Consider the following 26,144-nt stretch of genomic DNA (forward strand, 5'->3'; position numbering starts at 1 on the left):
TCACATTCCCACAATAAAATATGGCCACAGAACAAGAAAAAATACGCATAGGACAACTGCTGCTGCAAAGCGGCTTCATTTCTCCAGAGCAACTGGAACGGGCTCTCAGCCATCAGCATGCCGGTGGTGAACGCCTGGGCAAGCTTTTGATTGCCGAAGGGCTGGTGAGTGAACAGGATCTGGCCCTCGGTCTTACCCGCCAGGCCCGACTGCGCCACGATGACCGCAAACTCAAAAGCGCTCGTTTATTGGCGGGTTCTACAGAAAAATTGCGGATGGATCTGGAAAAGCAGTCTCTGGATATGCTGAAAGAATGGCAACAGCGGGTCCCCCGCATGCCTGATCGTGAAGGCGGAGGCGAAAGAAAAAAACGCGATGCCGCCTTGCGTCAGGCTATGGATTTCCCCCGGTCCCTTATTATCGCCAGCGAGGCTGTTGAAAAAGCCAAACGTAAGGGCGACCCGGGTCGATTGCGGCGTTTGCTCAGTGTCCTGAAACAGATTGAAAAAGATTTTGACGCGTTCCGTCAGGTAATGGCTGGAGCTTCTCCCCATCCGGTACATGAATGGGTGGCGCGCTGGCAGTTTTTACAGGAGTGCGGAAAAGATATTCAGCGCGCCTGTGTTTGAAGTTCAGTGAAAAATCTGTTGCAGGAAACCGCCAGCCAGCTGTTGCTGTTTTGAGACAAAACTGTTTCGCTGGCCCTGTCTTTGCCGCCGTAAACGCAATAGACGTTTCTGGAGCTCCCTTTTGATGCGCTTTCTTTCATGTCCCGCCATGAAGGATGAATAGCTGGGGAAGCTGCGAACCCGGCGCAGAGCGGCCAGTAAGTTGGTGCTGCTTTCCATGGTGATCTCCTCAAGTTTCCGTGTGTTTCAGAGGATTAAGCAAGAAGTATGCCAAAAATATTATCTCATGCGAAACAAGGACGTAAAATTTAAGCGCGCGTCGAGGCGCCGAAATTTGTCGCGATTTGACGACAGCGGCGGCGCTGTCAGTAGCCCTTTGTAGATGGAACCCAATGTTTGCTCAGGAGAATCCCGAAAGCTGCGCATCTCAGCAGCTGAAAGCATCCCCCTGCCAAGCGTGGAGCTTCCAGGCGTCAATCAGTGGCGACGAAAAGCATCGAGAATCAGGATCACGGCGCCGATGCTGATGGCACTGTCGGCAATATTGAAGTACGGCCAATACAAGTTGCCCCAGTGGGCACCAATAAAGTCCACCACATAACCAAGACGAATGCGATCGAGGAGATTACCTACTGCCCCGCCGAGGATGAGGGCGAGTGCCACGGCCGTCCAGGTGCTGCCAGGTTTGAGGCGTCGCAGGATGGCGACGATGATGACTATCACCAGCAGGGCTATCCCAATGAGCAACCAGCGTTGCCAACCACCGGCACCGGCCAGAAAGCTGAAGGCGGCACCGGTATTGTGGACCAGGCGAAAGTTGAGCAGGCCGGGGACCACCACTACCCCCTGGCCCACCCGCCAGATGTGGCTCAGCCAGAGCTTGACACCCTGGTCAATAATAATGACGGCGAAAGACAGCCAGAGATAACGTAACATCAGCAAAACTCCCGTTTTTCGCCAGGTAATTCGAGGTTGCTGACACAGCGCCCACAGATTTCCGGATGTTCGGCATGTTGTCCGACATCGGGACGACGATGCCAGCAGCGCGCGCATTTGCTGGCCGAACTGCTCTGAACCTCCAGGGCCACTCCAGGAACCGGTTCCGTACAGGCTTCCGGCCGCGCCGAATAGGGCAGAATGCTGCAGGCCGAAGTCATTAAAAAATAGCGGATTTCTTCTCCCAAGGGGCGTAAGAACTCCTCCCAGTCCTGATTGGCATAAATCCGCAGTTCTGCGTCCAGGCCGGAACCGATTTTTTTATCCTGCCGCAAGGGTTCCAGGGTGGCGTTCACCGCCTCTCGAAGCAGACTGAGGCGATCCCAACGGGCGCTAAGCGCGGGCGCGTCTTCGGGCAAAGGTAATGCCGGATATTCTCCGAAAAATACGCTGGGTGCAGCGCGGTTACGCATTTCCTGCCAAATTTCTTCCGCCGTAAAACTGAGCACAGGGGCCATCCAGCGAACCATGGCTTCGAGCATCTGCCAGAGTACCGTCTGTGCTGAACGCCGCGCATGAGAAGCCGCCGGCGAGGTATACAGGCGGTCCTTGAGGACATCGAGGTACAGCCCGCCAAGATCCACGGAGCAGAAATGATGCAGTTTCTGCTGCACTTTCAGAAACTGATACTCAGCGTAGGCGGCGCGGATTTCTTCCTGCAGCAGCGCTGCACGGGCCAACATCCAGCGGTCCATTTCCAGCAAGTCGGTGGCAGGCAGCGCATCTTTGGTGTAGTCAAAATCATGGGTGTTGCCGAGAATATAGCGGGCGGTGTTGCGGATGCGCCGATAGCTGTCTCCCAGTTGTTTGACAATGGCGTCAGAAATCGGAATTTCGCCTCGGTAATCTGCCGAAGCCACCCAGAGCCGGAGAATATCGGCGCCATAACGGTCGATGATGCTCTGGGGAGCAATGACGTTACCCACCGACTTGCTCATTTTGCGACCTTCACCATCCACCGTGAAACCATGGGTGAGTACCGTCTTGAAGGGCGCATGGCCGCGACTGGCCACCGATTCCAGCAGGGAGGATTGAAACCAGCCGCGATGCTGGTCAGAGCCTTCCAGATACAAATCTGCGGGGCTATGCAGCTCAGGGCGTTGCTCTAGGACAAAAGCATGGGTCGAACCGGAGTCAAACCAGACATCGAGAATGTCGGTACCCTTGTGGAAATGGGTATGCCCACAGGCAGGGCAGCGGGCATCTGCCGGGAGGAAATCCTCTGCGGGTTGATTGAACCAGGCATCGACGCCATTGGCTTCGACGGCTTCTGCAATGCGCGCAAAAGTCGCCGCGTCGCGGAGCGGTTCACCGCACTGCACACAGGAGAACAGCGCTACTGGTACACCCCAGGCCCTCTGCCGGGAAATACACCAGTCCGGACGTTGCCGGACCATGCCGGCGATCCGTTCTTTGCCCCAGTCGGGAATCCAGCGGGTGTCCTCAATGGCGGTCAGGGCTTTATCGCGCAACTGGTTGGCGGACATGCTGATAAACCATTGCGGCGTCGCCCGGAACAGTAGGGGGGTTTTATGACGCCAGCAGTGGGGATAACTGTGACGGATTTTTTCCAGATGCAGCAGCGCCCTGTTCTCTTGCAAGAGTTCGATGATGCGCTCGTTGGCCTGACGGATATTCAGACCGCCGAGTCCATGGGGCAGGTCATCGCGGAGGCGGCCATTATCCTGCAAGGGACTGTCCACGGGCAGATGATAGTGGCGACTGGCTTCATAATCTTCCACGCCGTGGGCGGGGGCGGTATGTACGCAGCCGGTTCCCGCTTCGAGGGTGACATGCTCGCCGAGGATGACGGGGACCTGGCGATCCAGAAAGGGATGCTGCAACAGCAGTCCTTCAAGCTGCGCACCGGCACATTCCGCGAGTACGGCAGGAGCAGCTTCACCATAGCGGGCGAGGGTGCTTTCCGCCAGATCGGCGGCCACCAGAATGTAATGGTGACCACTGCGCAGCAGTGCATAGCGGTATTCAGGATGCAGGGCCACCGCCTGATTGGCGGGTAATGTCCAGGGGGTGGTGGTCCAGATCACCACGCTGGCATCTACTGTTTCATTCAAACCCAGGCGTTGTTGCAGGTCAGCAGGGTCAGCTACCGCAAAGGCCACATCAATGGAAGGGTCGGTGCGATCCTGATATTCCACTTCGGCTTCGGCCAGGGCGCTGCCACAATCCACACACCAATGCACCGGTTTGGCACCACGAAAAATTTGACCATTGACGGTCAGGCGACCCAGCTCCCGCAGAATGTTGGCTTCTGCGGCAAATTGCATGGTCATATAGGGATGCTGCCAGTCCCCGAGAATACCTAGACGTTCAAAATCCTGCCGTTGTCCAATAATCTGGCTTTCCGCATAGCGGCGACAGGCATTGCGAAATTCCTGGGCACTGACTTTTTCACCGGGGCGCCCGAGCTCTTTTTCTACCTTGATTTCAATAGGGAGACCATGGCAATCCCAGCCCGGCACATAGGGCACCCGATAACCTTCACTCAATTTGCTTTTATTAATGATATCCTTGAGGATTTTGTTGACCGCATGGCCAATGTGGATGTTGCCATTGGCATAAGGCGGGCCGTCGTGCAGAATAAATGCCGGTGCCGTGCTGCGCGCCGCCTGCAGGGAAGCATATAAATCATGCTCCTGCCAACGCGCCAAAGTGGCGGGTTCGCGTGCCGGAAGTTTGCCCTGCATGGGAAAATCCGTTTGGGGAAGGTTCAGTGTGAGCTTGTAGTCCATGGGTTGTGCAAATCCTCAGGGTGTTCGGCAAAAAAATGGCGGGTATTAAGAATGTCCCGGGCAATGGCGGCTTTGAGAGTATCGAGGTCCGGGTATTTTTCTTCATGACGAAGCTGGTGGAGCAATTCCACTTGCACGCGCTGACCATAGAGATCGGGGTTGTCGGCATCCAGACAGTGCGCCTCCAGCACCATCTGCTTGCCACCGACGGTGGGCCGCAAACCAATGCTGATTGCTGCTATCCAAGTTCCCCGCTCGCTACGCAGACGCCCGGCAAAAATGCCACTGACCGGAACGGGGCGGCGATTCAGGGGAATATTGGCCGTCGGAAAACCCAGCTCCCGGCCGAGATGATCACCATGGATAATTTTTCCGCAGAGGGTATAGGGTCTGCCCAGCCATTGACTGGCCTGATCAAGATGACCCGCTTGCAGGGCTGCACGAATCCCGGTACTGCTGACCCGCTGGCCATCCAGGCTGAATGCCGGCTGCTCCAGCACGCTAAAACCATATTGCCGACCATAATGCAGGAGCATGTCCAGGTCCCCCCGGCGCTTGGCACCAAAACGAAAGTCATGGCCTACCACCAGAAAACGACACTGTAACTGCTGCATCAGGATCTGAGTGATGAAATCTTCTGCTGACACTTGGGCCAGTGTCTGATCAAAAGGTAGGCAATAGACCTGATCGACACCGTAATGACGCAGAGCATGCACTTTTTCGTGAAGACTGCTCAGTCGTGGCGCTGCTTGCCCTGCTTGAAAAAATTCCCGAGGCAGAGGTTCGAAAGTCAGTACGGCCGTTGCTAATCCTTCATGTTGCAGGGACTGAAGCAAGGCTTGATGCCCCCGATGGACTCCATCAAAATTGCCAATAGTCACCGCTTGATGCGTGCGGGCAGGACGATGACTGCGGCGATGGAAAAAGCCTGGAAAACTCATGGGGGATCCGTGCATATCCGTTTGGCGAAAAAATGGCGACATACTAGCGTAAATTCATGGAGAACCCTAGATCATCGGTGCGCAGTCTGCCCACTGGGGTTGCATTTCATGGATGACCTCCAGTAGGGGACGACGTTGCCCGAAGCCCTGGGTATGGCCGTGGTAGTAGGCTAAGGCCGGTTCCGGGTGGCGCCAGCACAAATATCCATCGCCGGTGTCAAAGTCCACCAACCACAAGCCTGACACGACTACGCCCAAGCGCTCCATTTTGTTGATCCAGCGTTGCACGATTTCTTCGTAGAGGCTTTCCTGATGTTGTAAAACCGGGTGATTTTCCATGTTGGCGCGCATGGCATCGAGAATGGGCGCGAGTTCATCAACAGCCAGGGCGGTAATATTGCGTACCAGAGGGAATATCTGTTGCGCCTCCAAAAGCGTGAACACCCGTATCTGGCCCGGTCGCTGAATGGCCAGGACGGAATCTCCATGTCCATGTAATCCGTCTGTGTCAGACACGCTCAGTTCTCCTTCGGATAATGTCGCGCAACTCATGGATGCCCAGTCCCCAGGTGCCGCCCAGATAGATCAGCGCGGCCAAAGCCACAAGCCCTAGTACCCGCAGCAGTCTTTCCCATAAGGGCAGGGCAAGCCACAGTGCGGTGTCGCCACGCAGAAAAAATAACACCAGACCCATGATAACCGCCATGCTGCTTGATTTCAGCAAAAAGGGCAGCCATCCCGGTTGCATCTGGTAGAGGCCATCCCGATGCAGGCGGCGCCAGAGCAGGGCAGCATTGACCAGTGCTGCAGTGCTGGTTGCCAGGGCCAGACCCAACTGTTGCAGTGGCCAGGCAAGGATCAGGCTGATACCCATGTTGACAGCCACGCTGATCATCCCGAAGCGTACCGGTGTGCGTGTATTTTGATGGGCATAAAAAGCAGGCGCCAATACCCGGGCGGCAATAATGGGTAAAATGCCAATGCCGTAGCCGATCAGGCTCAAACTGCTTTGCGCGGCATCTGCGGCACTGTAAGCGCCGTAGCGGAACAGGCTGATCAACAGCGGTTCTGCCAGAATCAGCAGACCGATGGTGGCGGGCAGGCCGATCAGCCAGGTCAGGCGCAGGGCCCAGTCCAGAGTCTCGGGAAATTGTGCAGAGCTTTCCGCCGCCTGCCGGGAAAGCAGGGGGAGGACCACCGTGCCGAGGGCCACGCCGAAAACTCCCAGCGGAAATTCCACCAGGCGGTCGGAATAATATAAATAAGAAACCACATTAGCCCCAACCAGAGAAGCCAGAATGGTATTCAGAAACAAATTGACCTGGGCGACCGATGCCCCGAAAGCGGCCGGTCCCATCAGCCGTAGCACCTTGACGACGCCCGGATCCCGGCGGCGCAGCCGTGGCCAGCGTAGATAACCCAGTTTTTTCAGGGAAGGAAACTGAAACAACAATTGCACTACGCCACCAATGAGCACTCCCCAGGCTACGGCGATGACCGGCTGTTGCAGATGTGGCGCCCAGAGCAGGGCGGTGGCGATGATGCTGAGATTCAGAAAAACCGGGGTGATGGCGGGTACGGTAAAATGCCCGTGGGTGTTGAGAATGCCCCCGGCCAGGGCGACCAGGGAAATCAGGAAAAGATACGGAAAAGTGATCCGCAACAATTCCACCGTCAATTGAAATTTGTCGGGATCAGCGGCAAAACCGGGAGCGATGGCATAGACGACAAGGCTGGCACCGAGTATGCCAAACAGGGTGAAAATAGCCAGGCTGAGTGCCAGCCAACCGCTGACATCAGCGACAAAGGCTTGAGTTTCCGCCGTGCTGCGCCGGGCACGATATTCCCCCAGCACCGGAACAAAAGATTGGGAAAATGCACCCTCTCCAAACAGCCGCCGAAACAGATTGGGAATCCGGAAGGCCACAAAAAAAGCATCTGCCATTTCCCCTGCACCAAACAGATGGGCCAGAATGATGTCCCGGGCAAAACCCAGGAGTCGGGAAAGCAGGGTGTTACTCCCGACTTTCAGTACGCTGCGCAGGGGATGTTTACTCATGCAAGCTCAGGACGGGTGGAGGCATCAGGGAATAATGGCATGGTCACCGGAATCGGCCAAGACAAAAACCGTAGTCATCATGTTGGCTGGTTTCTGTAAGATCAGTAGCGACCCTGCAGCAAAAAATCCATGAATTTTTGCGCGACGGCGGTCAAGCGTTTGTTTTTGCGATAAACCGCGTGCCAGTGTCTGAGGATCGGAAAGCCTTCTACATCCAGCACCGCGATATTGCCTGCATTGGCTTCTGCGGCAATGGTGTTGCGCGACAGGACGCTCAAGCCCAGCCCTCCGGCAACTAGCTGTTTGACGGCCTCATTACTGCTCATGGTCATCCTGACTTTGAGTTGGATGCCCCGTTCCAGGAAAAAATTTTGGGCAGTCAGGCGGGTGCCTGAACCTTCCTCACGAAGAATAAAAGCTTCATCACGCAATTGCTGGGGATGGATACGCGTTTGTCCGGCCAGCGGGTGGTCTCCCGGTGCTAGTACCACCAGCGGATTGTCCATGAAGGGACGGGCCACGCCGTCAATACCCTCAGGTACCTGACCCATAATGTAGATATCATCCAGATTTTGCTTGAGCCTTTCGAGGATGCTGTCGCGATTGGCAATTTCCAGATGCACTTCAATACCGGCATGTTCTTTGCAAAAGGTGCCTATGAGGCGCGGCGCGAAATATTCGGCAGTGGAAATAATGGAAAGACTCAGCGTGCCGGATTCGAGGTTACGTTGCGCATCCAGTTCCTGGTTCAAGGCATCCAGACGGCGCAGAATGTCATGACCGGCCCGGGCCACAGCTTCACCAGCAGAGGTTAGGTAGAGTTTTTTACCCATTTGTTCGTAGAGCGGCTCACCGGCGGTTTCGGAAAGTTGCTTGATCTGTATGGACAGCGCCGATGGGGTCTGATGTAATTCCGAAGCAGCGCGAGTCATGTTAAGGTGTCGCGCAAGCACCGTGAATATCCGTAACTGGTGCAGGGTCGGATGACGGGTTATCAAGGTTTTATTTTTCCAAAAGGTAACATTAATTTCTTTTTACTTTACCTTATGGAATGAGCTTTGTACATTCGTCAGGGGTTACAGCTTTGCAGGTCAAGTTAGACTGATACTTTAGGAGGAATCTTATGGCTGGTAAATATCAAGCCGGCGTCAAGGAGTACCGCCACACATATTGGGCTCCGGACTACGTGCCGCTGGAGTCGGATCTTTTGGCGTGTTTCAAGATTATCCCGCAGCCCGGTGTAGATCGGGAAGAAGCGGCGGCGGCAGTGGCAGCAGAATCATCTACCGGCACCTGGACTACGGTCTGGACTGACCTGCTAACCGACATGGACTACTACAAAGGTCGCGCATATCGCATCGAAGATGTTCCCGGTGACGACGCGGCCTTTTATGCGTTTATTGCTTACCCGATTGATCTTTTTGAAGAAGGCTCGGTCGTCAACGTATTTACCTCGCTGGTCGGTAACGTCTTCGGCTTCAAGGCGGTGCGTGCCCTGCGGCTGGAAGATGTGCGCTTCCCGCTGCACTACGTCATGACCTGTAATGGTCCTTCCCATGGCATTCAGGTGGAACGTGACTTGCTCGACAAGTACGGCCGGCCGATGCTCGGTTGTACCATCAAGCCCAAGTTGGGTCTGTCTGCCAAGAACTACGGCCGGGCCGTGTACGAAGCCCTGCGCGGTGGTTTGGACTTCACCAAGGACGACGAAAACGTCAACTCCCAGCCCTTCATGCGCTGGCGTGACCGCTTCCTGTTCGTGGCGGATGCCATTCACAATGCCGAAGCCCAGACTGGTGAGCGCAAGGGTCACTATCTGAATGTGACCGCACCTTCTCCGGAAGAAATGTACGAACGTGCCGAGTTCGCCAAGGAACTGGGTATGCCCATCATCATGCACGACTTCCTGACCGGCGGTTTCTGCGCCAACACGGGTCTGGCGCGTTGGTGCCGTAAAAATGGCGTATTGCTCCATATTCACCGCGCCATGCATGCCGTTATCGATCGTAACCCCAACCATGGTATCCACTTCCGGGTACTGACCAAGGCCCTGCGTCTTTCCGGTGGTGATCATCTCCATACGGGTACGGTGGTCGGCAAGCTGGAAGGCGATCGCGCTTCAACCCTGGGCTGGATTGATCTGCTCCGTGAGTCCTATATTCCTGAAGACCGTAGTCGCGGTATTTTCTTCGATCAGGATTGGGGTTCCATGCCCGGTGCCTTTGCCGTAGCCTCCGGTGGTATTCATGTATGGCACATGCCGGCTCTGGTCAGCATTTTTGGCGATGACTCCGTGCTGCAGTTTGGTGGTGGTACTCTGGGTCACCCCTGGGGTAATGCAGCAGGTGCAGCGGCCAATCGTGTGGCATTGGAAGCCTGCGTAGAAGCCCGTAACCGTGGCGTAGAGATCGAGAAGGAAGGCAAGGAAGTGTTGATGAATGCAGCCCGCCATTCCCCAGAACTCAAAATCGCTCTGGAAACCTGGAAAGAAATCAAGTTTGAGTTCGATACGGTCGACAAGCTCGACGTACAGAACCGCTGATTTCTGAACATTCATCGACTCATTCAGGAAGGAGGTCGTCATGGCCGATGTGCAAGATTACAAGCAAGTCCGCCGGTATGAGACATTTTCATACCTGCCCCCCATGTCTGCGGAACAGATCCGGGCTCAGATTCAGTACATTGTTTCTCAGGGCTGGAACCCAGCCGTAGAGCATGTTGAGCCCAGTCGTTCGTTCACGCATTACTGGTACATGTGGAAGCTCCCCATGTTTGGTGAAAGAAGTGTGGATACCATTCTGGCCGAGCTGGAAGCCTGCCACCGCGAATATCCGGGTCATCTGGTGAAGTTGATCGGTTACGACAACTACACCCAGAGCCAGGGTCTGGCATTTGTGGTGTACCGGGGCTCCTGATCAGGAGCAACAGTGACGATGCCGCCGTGTTCAACTTGCACGGCGGTAACTCCAAGGGAGGCAATATGTCTGAAATATCCGCTTCCGGTCACTTGCGTGGTCGGGCTTTGGCGCAGAAGATGCGGCGCCAGCAGGCCGTGCGCAAGCAAACCGAGAGATCACGGTCAGTGCCAGCAGCTGCTGAGCCAAAGTCTGTACCCCCAACGATGCGGACAGAATCCACTGCTGTGGTGATGTCCCCATCCATTCAAATCGAGAACATGGCGCAAAAACCTTCGGGAAGAGAAGCGGCACTGGCTCATCGTGCATTACGCTGTACAGGTGCGCAATGCTGGTCTGATCCGGAAGAGCGGCGCCCGCGTGGGCGTCGTCGTATGGCGTCTGCAGAAAACAATCAACCGGTTACTGTGGTTGAAAACGCGGAGCCAGCTTTGATTCCCGGTGTAGAAGAATCCTTTCTGGATTCTGTCTGTGAAATGGTCGATAGCAACCCCACGGATTTCGCTTGGCGGGAAAATTCGGTGCGCCAGCTCTGCAAAGCGCGGCGGCAGACGCTTTCTCAAAAAGGGAAAGTGGCATTGACGGTGATGCGTGGACTCAGTTCTGCAGCAGCTCGGCTGCGCTATCTGCAAAATGGTAGCGGCCGTGAATTTGCCCGTCTTCATCGTCAGGAGCAGGCGGAACATGGCCGGGGTCGTGCCCAACCTGCCCAGGCTGCTGGTCAGCTGCGGTCACGGAAATATCGCGCACCTCAGAAAGTCGAAGCCGATACCACTTTATCCGGTTCGGAAGTCACTGGAACCCAGGTGTCCCGACAACTTTCGGTGACTGGCAATGAAGCCGGCTCCTGTCGCGGAATTACCGGTACGGAGTATGTGGGCACGGACCAGTTTGCCAGTTTCTGTGCCACCCGCCCGGCAGCCAATCCTGCCAAGGTAGGGGTGACAAGCACGTCGACCCGCCAGTCCGTTTCGGGCACGCAATTGGGTCGTTCCACCGAAGTGACTGGTGATGAAGCCGGTACCTGCTCTGCGGTGACGGGGACGGAATACCTGAGCATGGAAAACTTTGGTGCTTTTTGCCAGTCGGAACTCCCCGCCCATCCCCAAAAGGTGGCTATGGGTATGTCGGCCAAACAGCGCCTGCCTATCAGTGGTTCTGATGAAGCCAGGGCCGTCGCTGTGACAGGTTCAGAATCCGGTGTGCAGCAGCGGATTACTGGTTCACAGTATTCTGATGCTGGTGTGGCGCGGATGACCATTAACGGGGCTCCGACAAAAGTTGCTCAGACCCACACATTTGCCGGTGAGATGATTTCCGGCACCGCAGTGGATAGTTCACCGAAAATCACCGGCCTGGATTCCGGAGAATGCCGGCCGGTGACGGGAACCGAATATCTGAGTCAGGAAACCTTTCAGTCGCTCTGCCGTACGGCGGCACCGGAACCGGTTCCAGCCAAGGTAGGTATCAGTAGTACCGACAAAGGGCAACGGATTACCGGTAACCTGGTAGACCGTTCTGAAAAGGTGACTGGTAATGAGCCCGGGAGCTGCCAGCGGGTGACAGGTACGGGTTATGCCGTAGCCAATCTTTGCGGTGGCGGTGTGGATAAAGTGGGCATGATGTCCAGCTTGTCAGGAACCACTCTGACCGGAACAGGAGTCAGTGCACACCCAAAAATGTCTGGTGACGAGCGTGGAGAGTGCTTGCCCGTCACCGGTACGGAATATTATGGAGCAGAGCACTATACTGCGTGTGAGAGCACTCCACATGCTGAAGCTCCCAAAGTGGGCTTAACCAGAACTGCCACGGGCCTACTGGTCAGTGGGCCTGTGCTGGAGCCCTCAGAGAGTGTGACCGGTAATGAAGCCGGCGCTGATCTGCCAATTTCAGGAACTCCCTATTCCGGAGAGCCTGTCAGCAGTATGGCGGATATATCTCCTTCATCTAATGCCTTACCCAGAGGAGATGCTGCTGTCTCCCCGGCGACGGCAGAGCCTGCCTGTTGCAGTAATTGTGCGCTCAAAAAGCAGGCGATGGCACAGGGTGTGGCGGCACCGGCATCAATGACAACCCCAACCAGTACACGGTTTGTGGCGCCAGCCGTACCCCCTCAGCCTGCCCAGATGGCGGAAACGCGTGCCCAGGCATTCAGTATTGTTCCACCGTCGCGACAGTTTGCCAGTCGCATTACCGGCAACGGCGCCGACCAGAATGATCGGGTCACTGGTCCGGTGAATCTGGCGAGAGGTCTGGTTACGGGTACGCCGGAGTTCCGGACCCGTGAGGCTCCGCAAAATTCGGCGCCTGCTCTGCAGCCTGCAGTAGCAGCTCAAGCAGAAACCTTTGCTCCAGAAGCTGCAGTCCCGGAACGGGGGGCTTGGCAGATTACCGGCGACGATTGGAGCCGGAGTCAACGTGTGACCGGAACGGAGGGACACTGGGCGCAAAAGCGGAATCCCACGCAACGCGGTGATGCCAGAATTTGTGTGATGTCTGCGGGCGTCAACAAGGGGCAGGCATTGTCTGCTGCGGTCAGTGATTCGAAGCTGACGGGTAGTAGCGGAAATTCTACCCGGGGTTCACTGGTGACTTACTCCGGGGGTGCCCGAGGATGATGCCTTGTTTTTCAACGATAAGCACATACCAGCTGCGGGTTCAGGTCTGAAGCATGGATACTCGTAAAATCAGGCGCTTGCGTGGCGGCCCTGGGGGGCAAACCGTGCCCATGGCACGGCAGTTTGCCGAGGTTGAACGTATCCAGGTTCCCTTGCAGGCAGATGGACAGGCGGCAGTGCATCCCGCCTGTGCCAGTCTGCCGGATCGCCAGTGTCACCATCCTCTCGCGAACATCACAGAGAATGCGCGCCTTGCCCGTTGCGAAAACACCATCAAGGAACGCTTCGATGAAATAGTTCCTGTCCTGAAAGATGTGGCTGCATTGAGTGGCTTGCGCGATTTTACGGAGCAGGCCAATCGCTTGGCGGAACAGCGTCTGGGGCACGTGTTTCCCACAGCTGTACTGGAAAATTCCTGGATACGGGGAGTGAATATTCCCATGCTGTATAGTTCCAGCGTTTTTGCCGCGTTGGTCGCGGGCGTGGAACAGTTTTCCCAGCGTATTCATCAGGAACAGGCCGATGGTCAAAGTCTGGATGCATTGTTGGTGGATTGTGGTTTTCACGCGGTGAATGTTTCCGCCTGTGCCGATGGACGCCTGAAAGGACTGTTTCCCTACATTTTACGACTGCCTGCCTCGAATCTGTTACGGCGCTCGGCATTTGCGGGAACGCTGTTCGATGTGGAGTCGGACATCCTCGACTGGCAGGCTGCTGAACTGCGGCGTTTCCGGGAGGGGTATCCCAGCACTTCCGATAGTGGTACCCGGTACCTCAAGGTGGCGGTATACCATGGTAGTTCTCTGGATCCCACCCATCAGGGCTGTGCTGCTCACCACAGTAATGAAAAAGTGGCCATGGAAGCGGCCCTCGAACGGCTGAACCAGTTTCGCCAGGGTATTGAAAATGCCTTCTGTTGTGGTGCCAGCACGGATATTCTGTTGATTGGCCTGGATACGGATACGGATGCGATCCGTATTCATGTGCCGGACAGCCGGGGTGATCTCAGCCTTTTCCGCTTCGTGGATAATGCCGAGATCTACAAAAACACGCTGGGCATGAACGCGGATCAAGCCCGCCTTGCCATTTATGAAGCCATTGAAAACGCCAGTGATGTAGGCGGTTGGGGGCAGGGCGAAGGCAAGCCCCATGATGGCATGCGGCGTCTGATTGCCAATCTGCTCATCAATAATTTGAGCCAGATTGAATATGTTGCGGAGAATTACGGGGGCTGGTATCCCGATAAAGGACATGGCGAACGCTTCATCAGCATCGGTGATGGTTTTCAGGAATTACAGGTTCGCAATCTCGCTTACTTCGCGCGTCTGGATACGGTGGAGGAAGGTGCCGCAGATCTGGATGTAGGTGTCAAGATTTTCCGGCATTTGAACGTGGAACAGGGCTTGCCTATACCCATGGCGATTCACTACTACTATGATGCAAACGTCCCTGGGCACAAGGAACGGGTTATCGCTAAGCTGCAGCGGGTTTCTGGGGCCATTAGGGTGCGTTACGCTGAATTATTGTCAGCAGGAATGCTCTTTTTGCATGGCAGTATTCAGAATCATCAACTGGGCAGCCCATTGGAGGAGGTGTCCCTCCCATGAAAATCATGCGTGTGGAGAAAACCCTGGTATCGACCAACCGCATTGCGGAAATGGGGCACCGTCCCTTGTTGGTTGTGCAGGAAAAAGAAGGTGGGCCCCGCTCTCTGGCCGTGGATGCCATTGGTTGTATTCCCGGTGACTGGGTGATTTGTGTAGCGTCTTCGGCAGCTCGCGAAGCAGCTGGCAGTAAAGACTATCCTTCGGACCTCACCATTATTGGCATTATCGATAACTGGGATCCTCTGTAGTCGTGGAGATTATGCAGGTGGTTTCGGATCTGGTGGTAACCCGTCGGGTTCCGGGGCTGAAACAAAGTTCGTTGCGGGTTCTGGCTGATTCGATGGGGAAACTCATCGTGGCAACCGATCCCGTGGGTGTGCCACCTGGTAAATGGGTGTTTACGGTGGCAGGGACGGCAGCACGCTATGCGGCGGGTGATTTTGCGATTCACACGGATTTGACCATCTGTGGAATTATTGACTTTTGGGAGCCTTAAACGGTCCCGGTATTGGGTTTTGTTCTCGTAAGGAGGGGTGCAAATGGCAGATGTATCAGGTATTGCGTTGGGTATGATTGAAACCCGTGGATTGGTGCCGGCTATTGAAGCGGCGGATGCGATGACCAAGGCCGCCGAGGTGCGTTTGATTGGCCGCCAGTTTGTCGGCGGTGGTTATGTGACCGTTCTGGTGCGTGGCGAAACCGGTGCAGTGAATGCTGCCGTCCGCGCTGGTGCCGATGCCTGCGAGCGAGTGGGTGATGGTCTGGTAGCAGCACACATCATTGCGCGTGTGCATTCTGAAGTAGAGAACATTCTGCCGAAAACCGCTACCGCTTAAGGTCGTGGCAGATTTTGTTCCCGAATTTTTCGTTATCATGTTGAGGAGTGGAAGAAATGGCTGAAGTAACAGGTATTGCGTTGGGTATGATTGAAACCCGTGGATTGGTGCCGGCTATTGAAGCGGCGGATGCGATGACCAAGGCGGCCGAAGTGCGCCTGATTGGCCGTCAGTTTGTCGGTGGTGGTTATGTGACCGTCCTGGTGCGCGGTGAAACGGGTGCAGTGAATGCTGCAGTGCGCGCTGGTGCCGATGCCTGCGAACGCGTTGGTGACGGTCTGGTCGCTGCGCACATTATTGCCCGTGTCCATTCCGAGGTAGAACATATTCTGCCCAAAGCCCCGACAGCCTAATAAGTATTGTCGAGGAATGAACGCGAGTGAGCGGGCGTAGTTGCTACGCCCTTCCTGGCAGAATTCAATATTATCAAGGAGACACAGATGGCAGCACTTACGGGTATTGCTCTGGGTATGATTGAAACACGTGGTCTGGTTCCCGCCATTGAAGCGGCAGATGCGATGACCAAGGCGGCAGAAGTGCGTCTGGTTGGCCGCCAATTTGTGGGTGGGGGTTATGTCACGGTATTGGTGCGCGGTGAGACTGGTGCGGTGAATGCTGCCGTGCGTGCTGGTGCAGATGCCTGTGAACGCGTCGGTGATGGTTTGGTCGCAGCGCATATCATAGCGCGCGTACATACTGAGGTGGAACATATTTTACCTCAGTCTCCCAGTGCCGATGGCAGTGGGCGTGATGGTGATGTCACCGGTAACCTGAGCTGAATCCCATGAATGTGATGCGTAATCATCATCCCCGCATCATTGGGTTTTTCACCCGTGCACTCACGCATGAGTACACGGCAGTTCAGCAGTACCGGACTCAATCAAGCCTCTGCGCGTTGTGGGGGATGGCCGATTGGGCCGAATATTTTCGTCACGAATCGCGGGAGGAGCTGGATCATGCCGGTCTGCTCAGTCAACAGCTTTTGTTGATGGGTATAGCGCCGACGGGTGCGCAATTGCGTCCCCCTCGGCCGGGTAGGGATCTGCGGGAAATGCTCACCCACGATCAGGATCTGGAGTTTTCTGCCGTGCAGTTGTATAGCGAAGCCCAGAATTTTTCCGAGCGTATGCGCGATTTTCCTTCTGCTGAGGTGTTTGCCCACCTTCGTGCTGATGAAGAAGGCCATCTGCAGTCCCTGGCTGAAATGCTGGGGCGCCTAGACTGACAATGGGGGATGAGTGAATCAGGATCTCCAGAACTTGCAGGCTCCCGAAGGTTGGGAAATTCAGCGTCATCCGCTGGGATGGAGCAAGCGTTATGCGTTTGCCAACTATGCGCAAACCCGTCATTTTCTGGATTTGTTAACCGCAGTGTCCGAAAAGCTGGGTTATTATCCCAACCTCAATTTCGCCAAGACATACGTTGTGATCGCCATTCAGTTCGAAAACGACGCAGTAGATCCTGAACGCGCCAAATTTGCTGCAGCTGCGGACGATAGCGCTCAGCAGACACGGGAGTCTTGACCCGCATGCCTCAACCAGTCATACGGATTGCCCTGTTTAATGCCAAAGGTGGCTGCGGGAAAACCACCCTCGCCTGGAATCTGGCGATGGGCTTGTCCAGAAGAGGCGCAACTTTGCTGCTGGATGCCGATTCCCAGGGCAGTCTGGGTGACTGGGCTGATTGGGCGGCAGAATCAGAAGAGCATGTCTTGTCGGTACAAAACTGGTCCGAGCACGATCCTGGATCTGCCGATAAATTTACCTTTTTGGTCATTGATTGTCCGCCTTCCCTGGAGAGTCCCGTTACCCGAGAAGTGCTGGCGATGGCGGACTGGGTTTTGCTGCCGGTACTGCCCTCGCCCCTGGATTTATGGGCGAGCCAGCGCAGTGTCGAGGTGATTTCGGCCTTGCACGCCGACAAGCGGGATCGGCATGCGGCATTCGTGCTCAATCAGGTGGAAAACCACAGTGCCTTGTCCCGGGCGGCAGAGTCGGCTGTTCAGGCCTTGGGGCTGACGGTTTTGCCGGTTCAGGTGGCGCGCCGGGCCATTTACCGGAATGCCGCCATCGAAGGCAAAAGCGTGTATCAGATGGGCAAGCGGGCAACAACTGCTGTACAGGAATTCGAAGGCATTATTGAGGAGATCTTGAAATGAGCAATTTGGAGAACAAACTCAACGCGAGTATCCAGAGTCCCAGACGGCGGAGTCCGACTGCTGCATCCACCACGACACCGGCGAGTGCAGAAAAACCGGCTGCCAGCAAGAAGCCTGCCCCGAAAACAGCCCCTAAAGTCGCTCCGGTCTTGAGTGATCTGAATGACGGCGGTGGTCGTGAAATCAATCCCCAACGCATCTGGCCGGACTGACTGACTTTTTTCATCTTGCACCCTCTTGGGCTTGCCTATGTGCATAGTACAGGCCTGGGATGGCTTACGATAAAAACGGGGTAAGCTCGGTATGGCGATTCAGTTGGCGGATTACCCGGAAATACTGGAAGATCTTGGACCTCACGCCTCGGAAGTGTTGGAAGCGAACTGGCATGAAGCCGCCAGGGTTTTTGGTCGGCGTGGCCTGGAAGCCTATCTGCAGGGAGCCAGTAGCCTGAAGGCATTGGGGCGTGGTTCTGACTTGGTACTGGCTTTTATTGAAAGTGCTCCCCAAGTGGCCCGGGAAATCGGTGAGCAGGCTGTTTTCGAAATGCTCTCCATGGCAATTCGCATGTTTTCCAAAACCAGTGCGGAAGTGTTGGCGCTGTTTTTTACCAGTGCGCCCATTGTTGCCCGGCGTTTGGGCGAGCTGGAATTATTCCGTGGCTATTTATTGTTGCTGGATCAATTGCTTGCCCAGGCACCGCGCGGTGTGCGCCCCATGTTGGGCAAAATTGAAGTGCTTCTTGAAAAAATGACCCTGGGCGGATTGCGGCGCTGGGCGAGTTGGGGCATTTCTGCCTATCGCAATGATTTTTCCGCCCAGGTGGAATTTTTCGGTCTCAGTACTCCACAATCCCTGGCGGTGCTCCAGCAGGAGCGGCGTGGTGTTCTGTTCATTGATGTGCAGCGGCGTTTGATCATGTACTTGCGCGCACTGTGGGGCCGCGATTTTTTTCTGCGCCCGACCTCGGGGGATTACGAAACCCGGGAAGGGTATCAGCCCTACATCGAAAACTATTTCATCCATGTGCCTGATGCTTATGATGACGTGGAAAATGCCCGGGGTGAAAAAACAGCGGCTCTGGAACTGTATCGCGCCGCTGCCGCCCATGCTGCTGCCCATGTGGTCTTTTCCAAATATGATCCGCGTTTTGAGTTGGCCAAGCCCCTGCAACGCTTGTGGATTGGTCTTTTGGAAGATGCCCGGGTAGAACATCTGGCCGTGCAGAAATTTCCTGGCCTGTTCCCCCTGTGGCAGCAACTGGGGCGGTTGCCCGCCTGTATCGAACAGGCATCCGAACCTGACACGGTAGCGATCATGGATCGTATCAGTCTTGCCCTGCTGGATGCCGAATATGTGGATGCACATCCTTTTGTGGCCCAGGCCCGCGAAGCATTTATTCGCGTCCGGGAAGCGCAAGAGGATGTGAATGATGTGTTGATGGCCGCTGCCGAAAAACTGGCCGAAGCCTCTGAGCAGGCGGGCTGGAATTACTCTGTACAGAAAGATCAGTCTGAGAGTTTTTATCGTGACGACAATCGCTATCTCTGGACAGCACCGGGGACAGACTGGAGCGGTGATCCTCTGTCTGGTGGTCAGGCCCAGGTGCGCAAATATGTCAACATCATGGAAATGATTAACGCCGTTGATGTGGAAACCGCCGGGGACGATGCCCAGGAAGTCTGGGTGCTCTCGACGGAGTTTTACGATGATGATGGGCTGACATTCAACGAAAAAGAAGGCAAGGCACCGGTATCACAACCGGTAAATTATTCCGAATGGGATTACCAGACCCAACTGGAACGCCCGCAATGGGTGACCGTGTATGAAAAGCATCCGAAAATGGGAGACCCTGCTGAAATCAACGGCATGCTGGAGCAGCAAAAGCCGCTGGTACAAAGACTGCGCAAGTTGATTGAAGCGGTGCAACCCCAGGGTGTGGTCCGCACCCGCAAGGTTGAGGATGGCGACGAAATTGATATCAATGCGGCGATTCTGGCGATGACCGATATCCGTATGGGACAGCAGCCCGATCCCCGGATTGGCATTCGCACCCGACTGAATATCCGTGATCTGTCGGTCATGTTACTGGTGGATCTGTCCGAATCCACCAATGATCTGCTGCGTACCCGGAGCGAAGGCGATGTCAGCGTCCTGCATCTGGCCAGAGAGGCGACAGCCTTGCTGGCCGAGGCTCTGGAGCGGATTGGTGATCCTTATATGCTCTGTGGGTTTGATTCCAATGGTCGTCATGATGTGGAGTTTTATAAATTCAAGGACTTTGACGCACCCTACGATGACAAGGTCAAAGGCCGCCTTGCTGGCATGACCGGACAGCTTTCAACGCGTATGGGGGCGGCGTTGCGACACGCGGGTCATCTCCTCGATCAGCGGGCCAGTCAGAAAAAGCTCATTCTGCTGCTCACGGATGGTGAGCCTGCCGATAATGATGTGCGGGATCCGCAGTATTTGCGTTTCGACACCAAAAAAGCCGTTGAAGAACTGAACCGCAAGGGTATCCGGACTTTTTGTCTGTCTCTGGATCCTTATGCCGATGAATATGTTTCCCGGATTTTCGGGCAGCGCAATTATCTGGTGCTGGACCATGTGGACAAGCTGCCGGAAAAATTACCACAACTCTATATATCCATGACCAAATGACTTCAGAATATGGGCGCATCAGAGGGGGGAGTGCACATGGGTGAATTGGCAATTATCATTCCATTTCTGCCGGTATTGTCGGCGCTGATCATTTTTGTGTTCATGCCCAAAGCCCGCAAGGGCGCTGCCCGGATCAGCGTGTTTCTAACCTTGCTGACTTTTTTGTTGGCCCTGGTGGAGCTTGTGACCTATGCCCTGGGCGGTTTCTCCCGGGTAGAAATTATCGGCACTCTCTGGGGGAGTATCTGGCTGGATCCTTTGACCCTGATCATGTGGAGCTTTGTTTGCGGAATCAGTTTGCTGGTGCATATGTACTCGGTGCGCTACATGGTCGAAGAGGCTAATTACACCCGTTTTTTTGCTTTGCTGGACCTAATGACGGCGACGATTCTGTTCATGGTGTCGGCTGCAGATCTGATTACCTTCCTGGTGGCCTGGTTTCTGGTGGGGGTGGTGCTGTATTTTCTGCTGGGCCATGACACCGATCGCCCCGCAGCCGGTCGCTATGCCTTCTGGACGCAAATCACCTACCGGGCGGGTGATGTCCCTCTCTGGCTGGCCGCTTTTATCCTGATCAGAACCTATCATTCCATTTCTTTGCCGGATATTTTTGAACGCCTCCAGATGCATTCCCATGTGCCTGCTTTCTGGGGTTTGTCCGTGCCCGAACTGGTGGGTTTTCTCCTCGCTTTTGCGGCTTTTGCCCGCTCTGCCCAGTTCCTGCTCCATGGCTGGTTACCCTATACTATGGATGGTCCTACGCCGGTTTCGGCCTTGATGCACGCGGGTATCGTCAATGCGGGGGGATTCCTGTTCAACCGTTTTTTTCCAGTATTCGAGCATGCCAGTATCGTGCTGCATTTCGTCTTTATCGTCGGACTGATTACCGCCGTGGTGGGTTCGGCGATGATGCTGATACAAAATGATGTGAAGCGCTCCCTGGGCTATTCGACCATGGGACAGATGGGCTTCATGGTTATGGAATGTGGTGTGGGGGCTTTTGCTCTGGCGGTTTTTCATTTGATCGCGCATGGGTTTTTCAAGGCCTCACTGTTTTTGGGTGCAGGAAATATTATCGGCGAAGCCCGGGAGCACGACGGTGTGCCTTCGGATCCGGTCTACACCTCCATCGTTGAACGGCGCCCGGCCAAGCCTTCGCGCCTGCCCTGGCTGGCCGCTGCGGCATTGACCATTATTGTTCCGGTAGTGGTGCTCAGCTTGTCTCATCTTTTCGTTTCAACACGACTTCTGCATGAACAGGGCGTGATCATATTGCTGTTTTTTGGCTGGGTGACCGGCGCACAGGCCTTATTTGCCACTCACAAAATGACCCATTCCAATCCATGGCGCCTGATGGGCGGAATTTTGGGGTCCTTTGTGCTGGTCGTCATCGGGTATACTTTGATCAGCCATTATTTTGGACACTTCCTGTACCCGCATGGAGGCGCTTATCAACTGTATAATGCGGCCAGTATCAACATTGTCTACTTTGACGTGCTGGTAATCATCCTGGCCCTGCTTTTTGTGGGGGCCTGGGCGCTCACTTTTTTAGCAGACTCCAGCGGGTGGTGGGACCGTGCGGATCAGGGTCGCTGGCGTGGTGTGTACTTGGCCATGTATGCCCTCTTGTCCAGGGAGCTCTATGTGAATGATCTCTACGCCCGTTTGACCCAGGTTTTGTTGAACGGGGCAAGGCGTCTCAATGTGCTGTTACGGTGGTGCTGATATGCATATCATCATTTGGATAATCGCCGGAGCATTACTTCCCTGGTTTCCTTTCAGCTGGATTTTTAATCGCTTGCTGGTGAGCGCGCCGGGAGCCTGGGCGCGCGCGCTGGCCGTTCTCGTCTTACCCCAGCTGGGCCTCCTGCTGCTCTTGAAATCCGGGGCCTGGATGAGCCTTGGTCAGGAAATGCCGCAAACCTTACGGGCCTTGGCACTATTTACAGCGATTTTGTATGCCTACCGTGCCGCAGGCACCCGGGATGTGCAGATTTGGGCACGTTTGATGGCCACTTCTGGATTGTCCTTGACCTGGCTACTGGTGGGTTTGCTGCCAAGGTATTGGGATGTGCAGTTTTTTGTGCTGGCCTGGTCCATACCTGCCGCTTTAATGTTGCTATGGGCAGGTATTCTGACCCAAAGAACCGGTGGTTCCTATCTGGGTTTGACCGGGGGATTTGCCCGGGTTATGCCCCGTCTCTCGGTGCTGATGTCTCTGACAGCTTTGGCGGCTACGGCCACACCCGTTTTTCCCAACTTTTTTGCCTTGTTACAGGCTATGGCGAGTTTACCCATCAGCTGGATGCCGTTGTTGCTGCTGGTCCTGCTGCTTTGGGGATGGACAGTAGGACGGCTTTTGCAGGATCTGCTTTTTGGCATTTATCGCGGAGAACCGGTAGATGATTTGAGTGTGGGTGGAACCTGGCTGGGTGGCCTGACTCTGGGAGTATTTGCTTTGGTCGGATTGTTCTGGGGGGGCATATGGATCATCAACTGACTTTGGGTGATCGTCTGAAAGTTCGGACGATGATTTATGTGGCCAGTGAGCCGATTCCCCGGTTTTGGCCCATGCGCACTTTCATCCATCATAATCCTTTGTTTGGTCTTGAGCATCTGCCCTTTGAAGAGGCCGTGGAAGAAGCGAACAGATTGTTTCATGGGCGGGGCTACCTGTCGCGCAGTGAATACCAGGAATACTGGCAAGCCGGAAAGGTGGATGAAGCTGCGCTGCGCAAGTACATGCAGGCTTTTCTCGAAAAGCAGGGTGATGCCTTGCCGGAAATACCCATGGAGCATTGGCTCTGGTCCCTTATGACCCTTTGCAAAAGTGAGCAATTGGTGCCGAAGACCGATTGGCTGGATGGCCATGTGCTCCATGCTGCGCTCCATGGACAAGCCACAGATCCGGATGCTGCCCGCCAAAAAGCAAGACTGCAAGAGATCCTTGCCCACAAAATTGCCCTGGATGGCCCTGTTTATGCCAACGTGGATCGTCTGTTCGGGACGGATATTGGCAGTACTCTCGATGACTTGCTGGTGAAAAGCTGTCTGGACTTTTTTGACGAAGGCCAGTCCGCCTGGCAGTCACCGGGTCGGAAACAGGGTTTTTTTGCTGCGTGGAAAGAGGTGGCTCAGCATAATGTGCGTTTTTTCCTGCGGGGCATGCATTTGCGGCAACTGCTCGAATCGGAACAAACCCCTGAAGGCGTAGTTGCCCATATTCTCCGGGATTTACGAGTACCAGAAGCTTCCTGGCAAAAATATATTACCCGTCAATTGACCCGCCTGCATGGTTGGGCAGGTTTTATCCGTTATCGCAGTACGGCCAAGCATTATTACTGGGCGGAGCAGTATCCGGCGGATCTGACGGATTTTCTGGCGGTTCGCATGGTTCTGGGTATGGCTTTACTGCAGGAAGTCGTTCGCCATCAGGGTTGCCCGGCCAATGCCGAGGAAATCCAGAATTTCGTTCATGCGGATCCACTATCTGCCTATTTACGCCTGGAATTATATACCGGCACGATTTTGCCAGCCTGGGCACAACAGGTAGAAGACATGCTGGCGCGGCGCAAACGACCCAGCTTTGACCGGGTTGGGCAGCAGTACGTTGCAGCCAAAACCCGTTGGGAGGGTGAACGGCAGGTCCATAATCTGCTGCGATTGGCTAGGGCCATGGGCGCAGAAGCAGAAACGCAATTGTTGGCGATGTCTCCGGAACAACTTGATCAGTTTTTGAATATCCTGCGCGCCTGGGAAAAGGGCGAAGGCTTCTGCTGGCTGCGATCCATGGAGTCCCATTACATCAAGTCATTGGTGAACCGCATCCATATTCCCCACCAGCAGGAAGCAGTGGAGAAACGTCCCTTTGCCCAGGCGCTGATGTGCATTGATGTGCGTTCAGAGCCCATGCGCCGCCATTTGGAGGCCATCGGCGATTATCAGACCTTTGGTATTGGCGGTTTTTTTGGGGTGCCTATCAGCTTTCTGGAATACGGGCGGGGTACAGAAGTCCATCTCTGCCCGGCCATCCAGACACCTAAAAACCTGGTCGTGGAAATTCCCGCCGAACTGGAACTGGAAGAAGAGCCTCTGTACGGCGCTCTGGAGCATGTGCTCCACGAGCTGAAAAGTTCGGTACTGTCTCCCTTTGTGGCAGTGGAAGCGGTGGGGCTCATCTTCAGTCTGGGCTTGATCGGCAAGACCGTTGCGCCGCTCACTTATCACCATCTCCACAACAAGCTGCATGCGGAAAAGCCGGTGACGCGACTGCTCCTGGACAAACTGAGCCCGGATCAGGCGGATTCCATTTTACGGGCGGTGCAACGGGCCATGATTGTCCGTGCGCTGATCAAGGAATGGAATGTACCCCGGGATCAAGTGACGGATGATGATGTCAAGGAGCTGCGGGAAATCGCCCTGGAGCATATTTCCGGACCCAGTGCCCTGGCCCAGCGGATGCAATTTTCTGCTCAGCAGGAAGCGGAATTCATCCAGAAGTTACGGGATACTTACCGGGTTGAAAGGCACGAATCCAGTCTGCAGATGGAAAGACTGGGGCGCATCGGTTTCAGTCTGGATGAGCAGGTCCGCTACATTTCCCAGGCCCTGCTGTTGATCGGCATGAACCGTAATTTTTCACGCTTTGTGCTGTTGGTGGGGCATGAGAGCGAAACCGAAAACAATCCCTACGAGTCCGCCCTGGATTGTGGAGCTTGCGGGGGTGGCAAGGGGCTTCCCAATGCCCGGGTATTCGCCGCCATGGCCAACAAACCCGAGGTGCGCCGTCGCTTGCGGGACAAAGGTATTGTCATTCCGGACGATACCTGGTTCCTGCCCGCAGTGCACAATACGACTTCCGATGCGGTAGAGCTGTTTGATCTGGATTTGTTGCCTGCCCGGCATTTGCTTTATCTGGAGCGCCTGCGCAATGGCTTGTCGGCCGCCACCCGACGTTCTGCAGCAGAACGCATGCCAACATTAGGTGGGTCCGAGAATCTGGCTCAGGATCCCTACGCAGCGGCAGCCATGGCCCTGCGCCAGACCCATGACTGGTCCCAGGTGCGTCCGGAATGGGGTTTGACCCGCAATGTCTACGCGATTGTCGGCCGGCGTGCACTGACTGAAGGCTTGGATCTGGAAAGCCGCGCTTTTCTCCACTCTTACGATTATCGTCTGGATCCCAAGGGACGTTTGCTGGAAACCATTCTGGCCAGTCCCATGGTGGTGGGCGAATGGATCAACCTGGAACATTATTTTTCGGTGGTGGATACAGAGCATTATGGTAGCGGCAGCAAGGTCTATCACAATGTTGCCGGGCGTTTTGCGGTGATGACCGGCAACCAGAGTGATTTGCGTACGGGCCTGCCCACCCAGACGGTACTCAAGGATGGCAAGCCTTATCATGAGCCGGTACGCTTGATTGTGCTGGTCGAGGCGCCGGTGGCTTTTGCCCAACGTTCTGTCGGCAATCTGGTGAAAATCAAGGCGCTGCTGGGCGGCGGCTGGGTCCGGGTCATTCTCATGGATCCCGAAGATGAGTATCGTGCTTACGTTCTGGAAGATGGCGCCTTCCATTTGCAAGAACGGAGTGTCACCCCTGACAGTCAGACCATTCTGGAGGAAATTGCATGAACACGCTGAATCTGAGCCCCTTGAAAAAACTTGAAGTCATCATGGAAGGTGCCCACAAGGATTTTGCTACGGACCTGCTCGACAGGGCCGGGGTGAAGGGATATACCATCGTCGGTAATTTATCCGGAAAAGGTAGTCACGGTATTTATGAAGGCCATGTCATGTTCAATGAAGATGATGTCCTGATCATGATAATCGTGGCAGTTCCCGAAGAGTTGGTATCGCCTATTCTGGAAGGCTTTGCGCCATTTTTTGAGAAACATACCGGTGTCGTGTTTGTGACGGATATCCAGGTCAGCCGTCTGGTCAAATTCAAGAATTGATTGCAAGAGGTGTTACA

26 protein-coding genes are annotated in these 26,144 nt (G+C 55.1%); 19 read left to right on the plus strand and 7 right to left on the minus strand.

Going from position 1 to position 26,144, the window contains the following annotated elements; all coding sequences use genetic code 11:
* The first annotated feature begins 20 nt into the window (after window positions 1-20).
* Window positions 21-629, plus strand: coding sequence for a cyclic di-GMP-binding domain-containing protein, MshE-related (locus B1757_RS09625; RefSeq protein WP_101538112.1), 609 nt, complete (start codon window positions 21-23; stop codon window positions 627-629).
* 3 nt (window positions 630-632) lie between these two features.
* Here B1757_RS09625 and B1757_RS09630 read toward each other — a convergent pair whose 3' ends face one another.
* The 7 genes from B1757_RS09630 to B1757_RS09660 all read right to left on the minus strand — a co-directional run bounded on the left by B1757_RS09630 (window position 633) and on the right by B1757_RS09660 (window position 8,376).
* Window positions 633-848, minus strand: a complete 216-nt coding sequence (locus B1757_RS09630) for a hypothetical protein (protein WP_101538113.1) — start codon at window positions 846-848, stop codon at window positions 633-635.
* 258 nt (window positions 849-1,106) lie between these two features.
* Window positions 1,107-1,565: a signal peptidase II gene (gene lspA, locus B1757_RS09635; protein WP_101538114.1), complete on the minus strand. Its 459-nt coding sequence runs from the start codon at window positions 1,563-1,565 to the stop codon at window positions 1,107-1,109.
* Window positions 1,565-4,378, minus strand: coding sequence for an isoleucine--tRNA ligase (gene ileS, locus B1757_RS09640; protein WP_101538115.1), 2,814 nt, complete (start codon window positions 4,376-4,378; stop codon window positions 1,565-1,567). The genes lspA and ileS overlap by 1 nt, the downstream gene beginning before the upstream one ends.
* On the minus strand, window positions 4,357-5,319 hold the full coding sequence (locus tag B1757_RS09645; RefSeq protein WP_101538218.1) for a bifunctional riboflavin kinase/FAD synthetase: 963 nt from the start codon (window positions 5,317-5,319) through the stop codon (window positions 4,357-4,359). The genes ileS and B1757_RS09645 overlap by 22 nt, the downstream gene beginning before the upstream one ends.
* Window positions 5,320-5,385: 66 nt before the next feature.
* Window positions 5,386-5,835 (minus strand): DUF2203 family protein, encoded by a 450-nt coding sequence (locus tag B1757_RS09650; RefSeq protein WP_101538116.1) that lies wholly within the window; start codon window positions 5,833-5,835, stop codon window positions 5,386-5,388.
* Entirely contained in the window at window positions 5,828-7,378 is a 1,551-nt protein-coding gene (murJ, locus tag B1757_RS09655) for a murein biosynthesis integral membrane protein MurJ (RefSeq protein WP_101538117.1), read from the minus strand. Before murJ ends, B1757_RS09650 begins: the two co-directional genes overlap by 8 nt.
* A gap of 101 nt (window positions 7,379-7,479) precedes the next feature.
* Window positions 7,480-8,376, minus strand: a complete 897-nt coding sequence (locus tag B1757_RS09660) for a LysR family transcriptional regulator (protein ID WP_101538118.1) — start codon at window positions 8,374-8,376, stop codon at window positions 7,480-7,482.
* 125 nt (window positions 8,377-8,501) lie between these two features.
* Between B1757_RS09660 and B1757_RS09665 the strand changes: the two genes are divergently transcribed.
* From B1757_RS09665 to B1757_RS09750, 18 genes are all read left to right on the plus strand, one after another.
* On the plus strand, window positions 8,502-9,920 hold the full coding sequence (locus tag B1757_RS09665) for a form I ribulose bisphosphate carboxylase large subunit (RefSeq protein ID WP_101538119.1): 1,419 nt from the start codon (window positions 8,502-8,504) through the stop codon (window positions 9,918-9,920).
* A gap of 40 nt (window positions 9,921-9,960) precedes the next feature.
* A complete protein-coding gene (locus B1757_RS09670) occupies window positions 9,961-10,293 on the plus strand; it encodes a ribulose bisphosphate carboxylase small subunit (protein ID WP_101538120.1) in 333 nt (110 codons plus the stop codon).
* Window positions 10,294-10,358: 65 nt separating this feature from the next.
* Window positions 10,359-12,911, plus strand: coding sequence for an alpha-carboxysome scaffolding protein CsoS2 (locus B1757_RS09675; RefSeq protein ID WP_101538121.1), 2,553 nt, complete (start codon window positions 10,359-10,361; stop codon window positions 12,909-12,911).
* 53 nt (window positions 12,912-12,964) lie between these two features.
* Window positions 12,965-14,518, plus strand: a complete 1,554-nt coding sequence (locus B1757_RS09680; protein ID WP_101538122.1) for a carboxysome shell carbonic anhydrase — start codon at window positions 12,965-12,967, stop codon at window positions 14,516-14,518.
* A complete protein-coding gene (gene csoS4 / locus B1757_RS09685; protein WP_101538123.1) occupies window positions 14,515-14,766 on the plus strand; it encodes an alpha-carboxysome shell vertex protein CsoS4 in 252 nt (83 codons plus the stop codon). The genes B1757_RS09680 and csoS4 overlap by 4 nt, the downstream gene beginning before the upstream one ends.
* An 11-nt stretch (window positions 14,767-14,777) precedes the next feature.
* Complete coding sequence (locus B1757_RS09690) at window positions 14,778-15,014, plus strand: carboxysome peptide B (RefSeq protein WP_253253807.1); 237 nt, start codon at window positions 14,778-14,780, stop codon at window positions 15,012-15,014.
* Window positions 15,015-15,057: 43 nt separating this feature from the next.
* The gene (gene csoS1, locus B1757_RS09695) at window positions 15,058-15,354 is read left to right on the plus strand and encodes an alpha-carboxysome major shell protein CsoS1 (RefSeq protein ID WP_101538125.1); all 297 of its coding nucleotides are present in this window, start codon (window positions 15,058-15,060) and stop codon (window positions 15,352-15,354) included.
* A 56-nt stretch (window positions 15,355-15,410) separates the two neighbouring features.
* Window positions 15,411-15,707 carry an alpha-carboxysome major shell protein CsoS1 gene (gene csoS1 / locus B1757_RS09700; RefSeq protein WP_101538126.1) on the plus strand — a complete coding sequence of 99 codons (297 nt, stop codon included), beginning with the start codon at window positions 15,411-15,413 and terminating at the stop codon, window positions 15,705-15,707.
* 87 nt (window positions 15,708-15,794) lie between these two features.
* Window positions 15,795-16,133: an alpha-carboxysome major shell protein CsoS1 gene (csoS1, locus tag B1757_RS09705; protein WP_010637882.1), complete on the plus strand. Its 339-nt coding sequence runs from the start codon at window positions 15,795-15,797 to the stop codon at window positions 16,131-16,133.
* Window positions 16,134-16,138: 5 nt separating this feature from the next.
* Window positions 16,139-16,579, plus strand: a complete 441-nt coding sequence (locus B1757_RS09710; RefSeq protein WP_172437663.1) for a ferritin-like domain-containing protein — start codon at window positions 16,139-16,141, stop codon at window positions 16,577-16,579.
* Window positions 16,580-16,592: 13 nt separating this feature from the next.
* Window positions 16,593-16,877 carry a hypothetical protein gene (locus B1757_RS09715; protein WP_101538127.1) on the plus strand — a complete coding sequence of 95 codons (285 nt, stop codon included), beginning with the start codon at window positions 16,593-16,595 and terminating at the stop codon, window positions 16,875-16,877.
* 5 nt (window positions 16,878-16,882) lie between these two features.
* Window positions 16,883-17,512, plus strand: a complete 630-nt coding sequence (locus B1757_RS09720) for an AAA family ATPase (RefSeq protein ID WP_101538128.1) — start codon at window positions 16,883-16,885, stop codon at window positions 17,510-17,512.
* The gene (locus B1757_RS09725) at window positions 17,509-17,724 is read left to right on the plus strand and encodes a hypothetical protein (protein WP_101538129.1); all 216 of its coding nucleotides are present in this window, start codon (window positions 17,509-17,511) and stop codon (window positions 17,722-17,724) included. Before B1757_RS09720 ends, B1757_RS09725 begins: the two co-directional genes overlap by 4 nt.
* A 91-nt stretch (window positions 17,725-17,815) precedes the next feature.
* Entirely contained in the window at window positions 17,816-20,170 is a 2,355-nt protein-coding gene (locus B1757_RS09730; protein WP_101538130.1) for a nitric oxide reductase activation protein NorD, read from the plus strand.
* A 36-nt stretch (window positions 20,171-20,206) separates the two neighbouring features.
* Window positions 20,207-21,895, plus strand: coding sequence for an NADH-quinone oxidoreductase subunit 5 family protein (locus tag B1757_RS09735; RefSeq protein WP_101538131.1), 1,689 nt, complete (start codon window positions 20,207-20,209; stop codon window positions 21,893-21,895).
* A 1-nt stretch (window position 21,896) separates the two neighbouring features.
* Entirely contained in the window at window positions 21,897-22,670 is a 774-nt protein-coding gene (locus B1757_RS09740; protein ID WP_101538132.1) for a hypothetical protein, read from the plus strand.
* Entirely contained in the window at window positions 22,655-25,804 is a 3,150-nt protein-coding gene (locus tag B1757_RS09745) for a DUF2309 domain-containing protein (RefSeq protein WP_101538133.1), read from the plus strand. The genes B1757_RS09740 and B1757_RS09745 overlap by 16 nt, the downstream gene beginning before the upstream one ends.
* Entirely contained in the window at window positions 25,801-26,127 is a 327-nt protein-coding gene (locus tag B1757_RS09750) for a P-II family nitrogen regulator (RefSeq protein WP_101538134.1), read from the plus strand. Before B1757_RS09745 ends, B1757_RS09750 begins: the two co-directional genes overlap by 4 nt.
* Window positions 26,128-26,144 lie beyond the last annotated feature (17 nt).

Source organism: Acidithiobacillus marinus (genome assembly GCF_002847505.1).
GTDB classification, from domain to species: domain Bacteria; phylum Pseudomonadota; class Gammaproteobacteria; order Acidithiobacillales; family Acidithiobacillaceae; genus Acidithiobacillus; species Acidithiobacillus marinus.